This window comes from Sandarakinorhabdus sp. (assembly GCF_041689835.1).
Classification (GTDB): domain Bacteria; phylum Pseudomonadota; class Alphaproteobacteria; order Sphingomonadales; family Sphingomonadaceae; genus Sandarakinorhabdus.
The window spans coordinates 1-7,696 of sequence record NZ_JBDNFM010000168.1 but is presented as its reverse complement, the minus strand read 5'-3'; the positions used below and the strand labels follow the sequence as shown (position 1 = coordinate 7,696).

Here is a 7,696-nt window from a genome sequence, read left to right as displayed (position 1 = left end):
CTTCGTGCAGGTGCCGACCACGCTGCTTGCCCAAGTCGATTCGTCGGTGGGCGGCAAGACCGCGATCAACGCCGGCGCCGGCAAGAATCTCGTTGGCGCCTTCCACCAGCCGGCGTGTGTGCTGATCGATCCCGCCGTGCTCGCCACCCTGCCGCGCCGCGAATTGATGGCCGGCTATGCCGAGGTGGTGAAATATGGCCTGATCAACGACCCGGCGTTCTTTGCCTGGTGCGAGGCCAATGCCGCCGCCGTCCTGGCCGGCGATGCCGCCGCACAGCAAACCGCCATCGCCCACAGCTGCCGCGCCAAGGCCGCCGTGGTGGCGGCCGACGAACGCGAAACCGCCGGCATCCGCGCGCTGCTCAACCTCGGCCACACCTTCGGCCATGCGTTTGAAGCCGAAACCGGCTTTTCCAGCCGGCTGTTGCACGGCGAAGCGGTGGCACTTGGCATGGTGCAGGCCTTCCGCCTCTCCGCTCGCCTTGGCCTGTGCCCCGCTGCCGATGCCCAGCGTGTATCCGCTCACCTTGCCGGCCTCGGCTTCACCACCGAACCTGCCGCATTGGGCCTCGATTGCACCGCCGCGCGCCTGATCCACCACATGAAGCAAGACAAGAAAATGAACGCCGGCCGCCTCGCCTTCATCCTGGCGCGCGGCATCGGGCAAAGCTTCGTGAGCCGCGACATCGAACTGGCGGAGGTCGAGGCCTTTCTGGCGGAGCAGCTGGCGGGCTAGGCGCCTACTTGCGCACCCACTGATCCGCTTTCCCCAAAGCCGGCCGCGCCAACGACTTTTGCGAGCGTGCATCGCCCAGCAGCACCTGCCGCCACCACAGTGCCGAAATCCGGGCCACGCGCCCCTGCATCTGCACCTCGGCGGGTTGCTTGCGCGTATCGCCGGCAAACAGCATGTGGTTGGCACCGGCCATCACCAGCAGCGCCTTGCGGCCATCGGCCGGCGCGCCAGCGAACAGGCTGAGCCGCTTGGCGCGTTGATCAGCAGCGACATCGGGCGCGGCATTGGCGGGCACGCCGTCCATGCTGCCGGTGATCACCAACAGCGGCCGGCCGATGCCGCCGAATTGCAGCTTTGCGGCGGCCGCATCGGGCGGGCCGGTGCTGCTCATCGCGATGAAGGCGCGGAAACGGCGGTCGATCAGCGGCGCATGTTCGCCGTCGGGGCGCTGGCCGGCCATCGCCTGCACCACCCACGCGCCCATGCTGTGCCCCGCCAGCGCCAGCCGGTCGCTGTCGATGCGCGCCAGATCGCACGCGCCCTGCCGCACGCGCCGCACCAATTCATCGCCGCGCCGCGCCAGTTCATCGCCGCGCCGCGCCAGTTCATCGGCCACGAAGCCCACATCGGCAATGCGCGCCGCCAGCTGTTCGGGTGCGATGCCGGCACGCACGCGGGCTTCGCGTTCCTGCGGCGTGGCTGCGCCGCGATAAACGCTGGCATCGCTGCCGGGGTGTTCCAGCCGGATCACCGCAATGCCCGCCGCCGTCCATGCCGCCACCCAGCGTGCGGCGTTGCTGCGCGTGCCGCCCAGCCCCGGGGACCAGATCACGGCGGGAAATGTGCCCTTGCCTGCGGGCATATCGATGCGCAGCGGCACATCGCGGCCGCGCGGGCCATCACGCCACACGGCATCGCAAACTGCGGGGGCTGCCGCAGCCGGAGCGGCCAGCAGCAGGCCAAGGCCAACAAGTGTGAGCGCAGCTTTCACCTGCCCACCCTAACCCCGGATTACGCCAGCGTCATCTTCCGCTTGCCGCGCTTCACCACGGCGGCCTGCGGCGCACTCGTAGCCATCGAAACGGTTTTGATCGTGTCCATGAACACCCAGTCGCAGCGGGTCTCGTTGGCGTTGAACGACAGCGTGAGGTAACCGCGGCGGCTGGTGTCGCACCATTGCATCCCCGGCGAGCTTTGCAGCAGGCCAGCGCGGATGATCGCCGGATCGGCTTTCAGCGCCTGCTCATAGCCCGGCGACGTCACCGACGACACACCAAACTCCGCCGCCACCGCCTTGCCATCAAGGCTGTGGTTGAACGCCCAGGCATTGTGGCTGTCCCCCGAAATCACGATCGGATCGGCGCCGGCATCGGCCATCGCCTTCAGCAGCCGCCGCCGCGCCTGCGGATAACCCGACCACATGTCCTGCGCGCCCGCAATGCCGGCCTGGGCCGCCGCGATGCCGCCTTTTACATAGCCTAGCGCCCGGGCATCGGCACCCGGCGCCAGCCAGCTGAGCGCGTCCTTGGGGGTCATGATATCGCCCATCACCACTTGCTGCGCGATCAGCTGCCAACGCTGGCCGGCCTTCACGCTGGCGGCCACTTCGCTGCCAAACCAGGCTTCCTGTTCGGTGCCCAAAAGCGTGCGCGCCGGATTTTGCCATTCGCCGGTCTGGAAGGCCTTGATACCATCGGCACCGCCGCGCAGCGCCGCATTCAGATCAAGCTGCTTGTCGCGCGCCGTCATCCTTGTATCCAGCGTCATCACTGAAACCAGATTGCCGAAATCATAACGCTGCCACGGCAGTTCCGGCGACATCAGCCATTCGCGGTGCGCCTTCAAGGCGGCGGCGCGGCGCAAATTCCACATGCCTTCGTTTGTCTGGTGGTTCTGCGCACCGCTCTTCCAGGTGTCGTTGGCAAATTCATGGTCGTCCCAGATGGCAATCATCGGGAACCGCGCGTGGATCGCCTGCAGCGCCGGATCGGCGCGGTAGCTGGCGTAACGCTGGCGGTAATCATCGATCATCAGGATTTCATCGCCGGGCAAAATCTCGCGGCCCGGCATCACCGTTTCGGGATAATTGCCCATCGGATATTCATAGATGTAATCGCCCAGGTGGATCACGGCATCGATATCATCGCGCACCGCGGCGTGGGCATAGGCGTTGAACATGCCGAACGGCCGATTTGAACAGGAAAACACCGCCAGTTTCAGCTGGTCCAGCTTGCCGGCCGGCAGCGTCTTGGTGCGGCCCACCACCGACTGTGTGCCATCGGGCGCGGTGAACCGGTACCACAGCCACTTGCCATCCGGCAGGCCGCTCACCCGTGCCTGCGCCGTGCCCCAGGTTTCGGCGCCGGCCACCGCTTCGGCGCGGGCGATCACGCGGCTCATGGCTTCGTCTTCCGCCACTTCCAGCGTCAGCGGCGTCGCAGCGCCGGTCACGCTGGCAAAACGCGTCCACAGCGTGACAGCGCCGGGGCCGGGATGGCCCGAAGCGACGCCGTGGCTGAAGCCGCTGCTTGGCCACAGCCGGGCCAGTGCCGGGCGCACCGGCAGGATCAGGCCGGCGGCAGCGGCAGCAAGAAAAGCGCGACGATGGATGGCAGGACGCATGGCTGATTCCCCGATAAAGCTGATGCCATTAAACCGGATATTGTGACAATTTCGAGGGGATTTGCCCGCCATGGCAAAAATGCGCAGCAAAGCTGATTTGCCGTCCAAGGATTGCCTCGCATGCGGGCGGCCGTTCGCGTGGCGCAAGAAATGGGCCAAGGATTGGGACAATGTGAAATATTGTTCCGACGCGTGCCGCAGCGGCGCCTATTTGCGCGCCAAGGCAAAAGGTGCAAACTGACGCCAGCACACACACGCAAAGGGAATCGCCATGGCCACGCAACTCAAAACGCCAAGCGTGAAGGATCAGGTTTCGGCCGAGGAGTGGGGCTTGCGCGTCGATCTCGCCGCCGCCTACCGGCTGGTGGCGCATTATGGTTGGGACGATCTGATCTTCACCCATCTTTCGGTGCGGGTCCCGGGGCCGGAACATCATTTCCTGATCAACCCGTATAATCTGATGTTCGAGGAAATCACCGCATCCAGCCTCGTCAAGATCGACGTGCAGGGCCATCCGGTGATGGAAACCCCCTACATCACCAACGCTGCCGGCTTCACCATCCATTCCGCCATCCACATGGCGCGCGAAGATGCCCACGCCGTCATCCACCTGCACACCCCGCATGGGCAAGCCGTATCAGCGCAAGCCGAAGGGCTGATGCCGCTGACGCAGACCGCGATGCTGATCCGCGATGAGCTGACCTATCACCACTATGAAGGCGTCGCGACCGATCTGGATGAGCGCGAACGGCTGGTGGACGATCTGGGCGCCACCAAGACCGCGATGATCCTGCGCAACCACGGCACCCTCACCGTGGGCGAAACCGTGGCCGAAGCCTTCATCAAGATGTATTTCCTCGAACGCGCCTGCGAAGCCCAGATCCACGCGCTGGCCGGCGGTCAGGAACTGATCAACCACCCGCCGCAGGGCACCCCCGAAAAGGCCGCCAATCAGGGCCGCACCGGCCTCAAGATGGTGGGCAACATGCTGGCGTGGCCGGCACTGCTGCGCAAGCTGGACCGGATGGACCCCAGCTTCCGGGATTAACCCTCAAACCGCTTCAGCGCGTCCCCGGCAAAGGCGATGATCGCCAGCCACAGCCAGCCGAACATCATGGCGGTGCCGCCGGCCGGGGCAAACGCCGCCACCCATTTGGGGGCGCCCATCGCCAGCAGGTTCAGATCCATCGCGAAGATGAAGCTGCCCACGCTCACGGCCCAGGCACCCGAATGCATGAACGGCGAATTGCGCCACGCCAGCAGGGCGAACACCGCAGCAACATGGGGCAATTGGAACATCACCCCGGTCATGATCCAGTCCCTGGCCTGCGGATCTTTGATGCCGTGTGCGGCAAACGTGCCGAACGCCAGCGCGATCACCGCATTCAAGCAGGCAAAGGCCGGCAAATAACGCGGGGACGCCGGCAGATAGCGCGGGCGGGCGGGCGGTGCCTGATCGGTCATGACAGCAAGCCTGCGGCGATCATCGGTCAAATCCCCTCAATTGCTGTGCCGCAACATTTCGCGCGCGGTGATCACGCGCATGATCTGGTTGGTGCCTTCCAATATCTGATGCACGCGCAGATCGCGGAAAATGCGTTCCACCGGATAATCCATCAGATAGCCATAGCCGCCGTGCAATTGCAGCGCCCGGTCGGCCACCGCCATGCCGATATCGGTGGCAAAACGCTTGGCCATGGCAGCAAACTGCGTCTTGTCGGGCGCGCCTTCGCTCACCTTTACTGCGGCCTGATACAGCAGTGCCCGCGCCGCCGACAATTCGGTGGCCATATCGGCCAGCGTGAACTGGGTGGCCTGAAAATCCGCAATCGCCTTGCCGAACTGCTGGCGCTGGCGGGTATAGGCCATGGCTTCATCCAGCGCCCGCTGCCCGCCGCCCAGCGAACACGCCCCGATATTGAGCCGGCCACCGTCCAGCCCGGCCATGGCGATGGCAAAGCCCTGGCCTTCCACCCCGACCAGATTGCCCACCGGCACCCGCACTTCGTCGAAATTCACCTGAGCGGTGGGCTGTGAACGCCAGCCCATCTTGCGTTCCGGCGCGCCAAAGCTCACGCCCGGCATATCCTTTTCGATCATCAGGCAGGAAATGCCTTTCGGCCCATCCACCCCTGTGCGCACCATGGTGACATAAAGATCATTCACCCCGGCGCCCGAAATGAACGCCTTCGATCCGCTCACCACATAATGATCGCCCCGAGAATCTTTGGCTCTTACCGCCCGCGTCTTCAGCGCCGCCGCGTCCGAACCCGAACCCGGCTCGGTCAGGCAATAACTGGCGATCTGATCCATCGTCACCAGCCCCGGCAGATATTTGGCTTTCAGCGCCGCATCGCCAAAACAGTCGACCATCCACGCCGCCATGTTGTGGATCGAGATGAACGCGCTGGTCGATGGGCAGCCATAGGCCATGGCCTCCATGATCAACGCCGCGTCCAGCCGGCCCAGCCCGATGCCGCCGCCGGCTTCGCTCACGTAAATCGCGCCAAAGCCAAGGCCGGCTGCGGCCTGCACCACGTCCTTGGGATAATGGTGCTCCGCGTCCCAGCGCGCGGCGTGCGGCGTGATCTGTTCGGCGGTGAAGCGGCGGGCGGCTTCCTGGATCGCCTTCTGATCGTCGGTCAGGTCAAATTGGCTCATGGTCTTATCCATACGGGCCCACGCCCATGCTGAAAAGCGTTTCCGGGGCTGGAATCCTGCGGCCAATTCGTGCAACCGCTACAGCATGAACCTTGCACCTGCCGCCATCGTCGACCAACTGATCGAAATCCACAGCGAATCCGTCGCGGCTCTGCGCCAGGCGCTGAAATCCTATATCAACGATGGCGTCGCCCCCGATGATTCCAGCCGTGTGCGCGGCGACTGGGCCTACCCTGAATTGCGGCTGGAATTTTCCGGTGAACGCCGCGCCTTGCGCCCGGTCCGCGCCTTTGCCCGGCTCAACCGCCCCGGCTCCTACGCCACCACCGTCACCCGCCCGGCGCTGTTCCGCGCCTACCTCGAAGAACAGCTCAGCCTGCTGATGGCCGATTACGATGTGATCATCACGGTCGGCCGCTCCGAAATCGAAATCCCCTACCCCTATGTCCTCGACGGCGCCGCCGATCTCAAGCTGGACGGCGTGGCGGCCGCCGAACTGGCCCGGCATTTCCCCACCACCGAATTGCAGCAGATCGGCGACGAACTCGCCGACGGCCTGTGGGACGACGCCCGCGCCGCTGCCCGCCCGCTGGCGCTGTTCGATGGCCCGCGCACGGATTTTTCGCTGGCCCGGCTCAAGCATTACACCGGCACCGCGCCGGAAGATTTCCAGCACTACATCCTGCTCACCAACTATCACCGTTATGTCGATGAATTCGTCGCCTTTGCCTGCCGGCAACTCGGGAAGGGCGGATACGATCGCCTCGCTTGCCCCGGCGGGCTCGACATCACCGCCGGCGATCCCGATGCGATGCGCGCCGCTGCCGATTTCACCTGGCGCAAGAACCAGATGCCGGCCTGGCACCTGGTGGCACCGGGCGGCAAGGGCATCACGCTGGTCAACATCGGCGTCGGCCCCGCCAACGCCAAGACGATCTGCGATCACCTCGCCGTGTTGCGCCCCGAAGCCTGGCTGATGATCGGCCACTGCGGCGGGCTGCGCCCATCCCAGGCCATCGGCGATTATGTGCTGGCCCACGCCTATTTGCGTGATGATCACGTGATGGACGATGTGCTGCCGCCGGAAATCCCGATCCCGGCGCTTTCAGAAGTACAAAAAGCCCTGCAACTCGCCACCGAAAAGGTCACCGGCATGACCGGCGACGCGCTCAAACCCCGTTTGCGCACCGGCACTGTGGTGACCACCGACGACCGCAACTGGGAACTGCGTTATTCGCAAAGCAGCCTGCGCTTCAACCAGTCGCGCGCCGTCGCGATCGACATGGAATCGGCCACCATCGCCGCCCAAGGCTACCGCTTCCGCGTGCCCTACGGCACCTTCCTGTGCGTTTCGGACAAGCCGCTGCACGGCGAAATCAAGCTGCCCGGCCAGGCCAACCGGTTTTATGAGGGCGCGATTTCCGAACATCTGCAGATCGGCATCGAAGCCATGATGATCCTGCGCGACGAAGGCCCGGCGTTGCATTCGCGCAAGCTGCGCGCGTTCGACGAGCCGCCGTTTCGGTGAGTTTCAGAGGCTCAGCCCAAGCTCCGCCAACAACGCCGCCCGCGCGGCCTTCACGTCGCGCCACAAATCCGCGTTGGTCAAATCCGCCGGCCCGATCGCCTCCGGCCACCAGCGCTCCACCAGCCGCTCCAGCCGGTCGGCCTTGGCGG

The 7,696-nt window shown here is 65.2% G+C and carries 8 protein-coding genes; 4 read left to right on the top strand and 4 right to left on the bottom strand.

The genetic code is table 11. The features are described 5' to 3' along the window. Positions 1-736 (top strand): 3-dehydroquinate synthase (locus ACESL8_RS09185; protein ID WP_372918064.1); only part of this gene is annotated, 736 nt, incomplete at its 5' end. A 4-nt stretch (positions 737-740) separates the two neighbouring features. Here the strand turns inward: ACESL8_RS09185 and ACESL8_RS09180 are convergent. Both ACESL8_RS09180 and ACESL8_RS09175 read right to left on the bottom strand, forming a co-directional pair. Continuing rightward, the gene (locus ACESL8_RS09180) at positions 741-1,727 is read right to left on the bottom strand and encodes an alpha/beta hydrolase family protein (protein WP_372918062.1); all 987 of its coding nucleotides are present in this window, start codon (positions 1,725-1,727) and stop codon (positions 741-743) included. Between the two features lie 20 nt (positions 1,728-1,747). After that, the gene (locus ACESL8_RS09175; protein ID WP_372918060.1) at positions 1,748-3,358 is read right to left on the bottom strand and encodes an alkaline phosphatase; all 1,611 of its coding nucleotides are present in this window, start codon (positions 3,356-3,358) and stop codon (positions 1,748-1,750) included. A gap of 70 nt (positions 3,359-3,428) precedes the next feature. On the opposite strand from ACESL8_RS09175, the gene ACESL8_RS09170 reads away from it, so the two are divergent. Further along, positions 3,429-3,599: a DUF2256 domain-containing protein gene (locus ACESL8_RS09170; RefSeq protein ID WP_372918058.1), complete on the top strand. Its 171-nt coding sequence runs from the start codon at positions 3,429-3,431 to the stop codon at positions 3,597-3,599. A gap of 30 nt (positions 3,600-3,629) precedes the next feature. Continuing rightward, the gene (locus tag ACESL8_RS09165; protein ID WP_372918056.1) at positions 3,630-4,406 is read left to right on the top strand and encodes a class II aldolase/adducin family protein; all 777 of its coding nucleotides are present in this window, start codon (positions 3,630-3,632) and stop codon (positions 4,404-4,406) included. Here the strand turns inward: ACESL8_RS09165 and ACESL8_RS09160 are convergent. Both ACESL8_RS09160 and ACESL8_RS09155 read right to left on the bottom strand, forming a co-directional pair. Next, positions 4,403-4,822 (bottom strand): DUF423 domain-containing protein, encoded by a 420-nt coding sequence (locus ACESL8_RS09160; protein WP_372918054.1) that lies wholly within the window; start codon positions 4,820-4,822, stop codon positions 4,403-4,405. The genes ACESL8_RS09165 and ACESL8_RS09160 overlap by 4 nt on opposite strands. A gap of 36 nt (positions 4,823-4,858) precedes the next feature. Next, on the bottom strand, positions 4,859-6,019 hold the full coding sequence (locus ACESL8_RS09155) for an acyl-CoA dehydrogenase family protein (protein WP_372918052.1): 1,161 nt from the start codon (positions 6,017-6,019) through the stop codon (positions 4,859-4,861). Positions 6,020-6,104: 85 nt separating this feature from the next. Here ACESL8_RS09155 and ACESL8_RS09150 point away from each other — a divergent pair, with 85 nt between their 5' ends. Beyond that, positions 6,105-7,547, top strand: coding sequence for an AMP nucleosidase (locus tag ACESL8_RS09150; protein ID WP_372918050.1), 1,443 nt, complete (start codon positions 6,105-6,107; stop codon positions 7,545-7,547). The last annotated feature ends 149 nt before the right edge of the window (positions 7,548-7,696 follow it).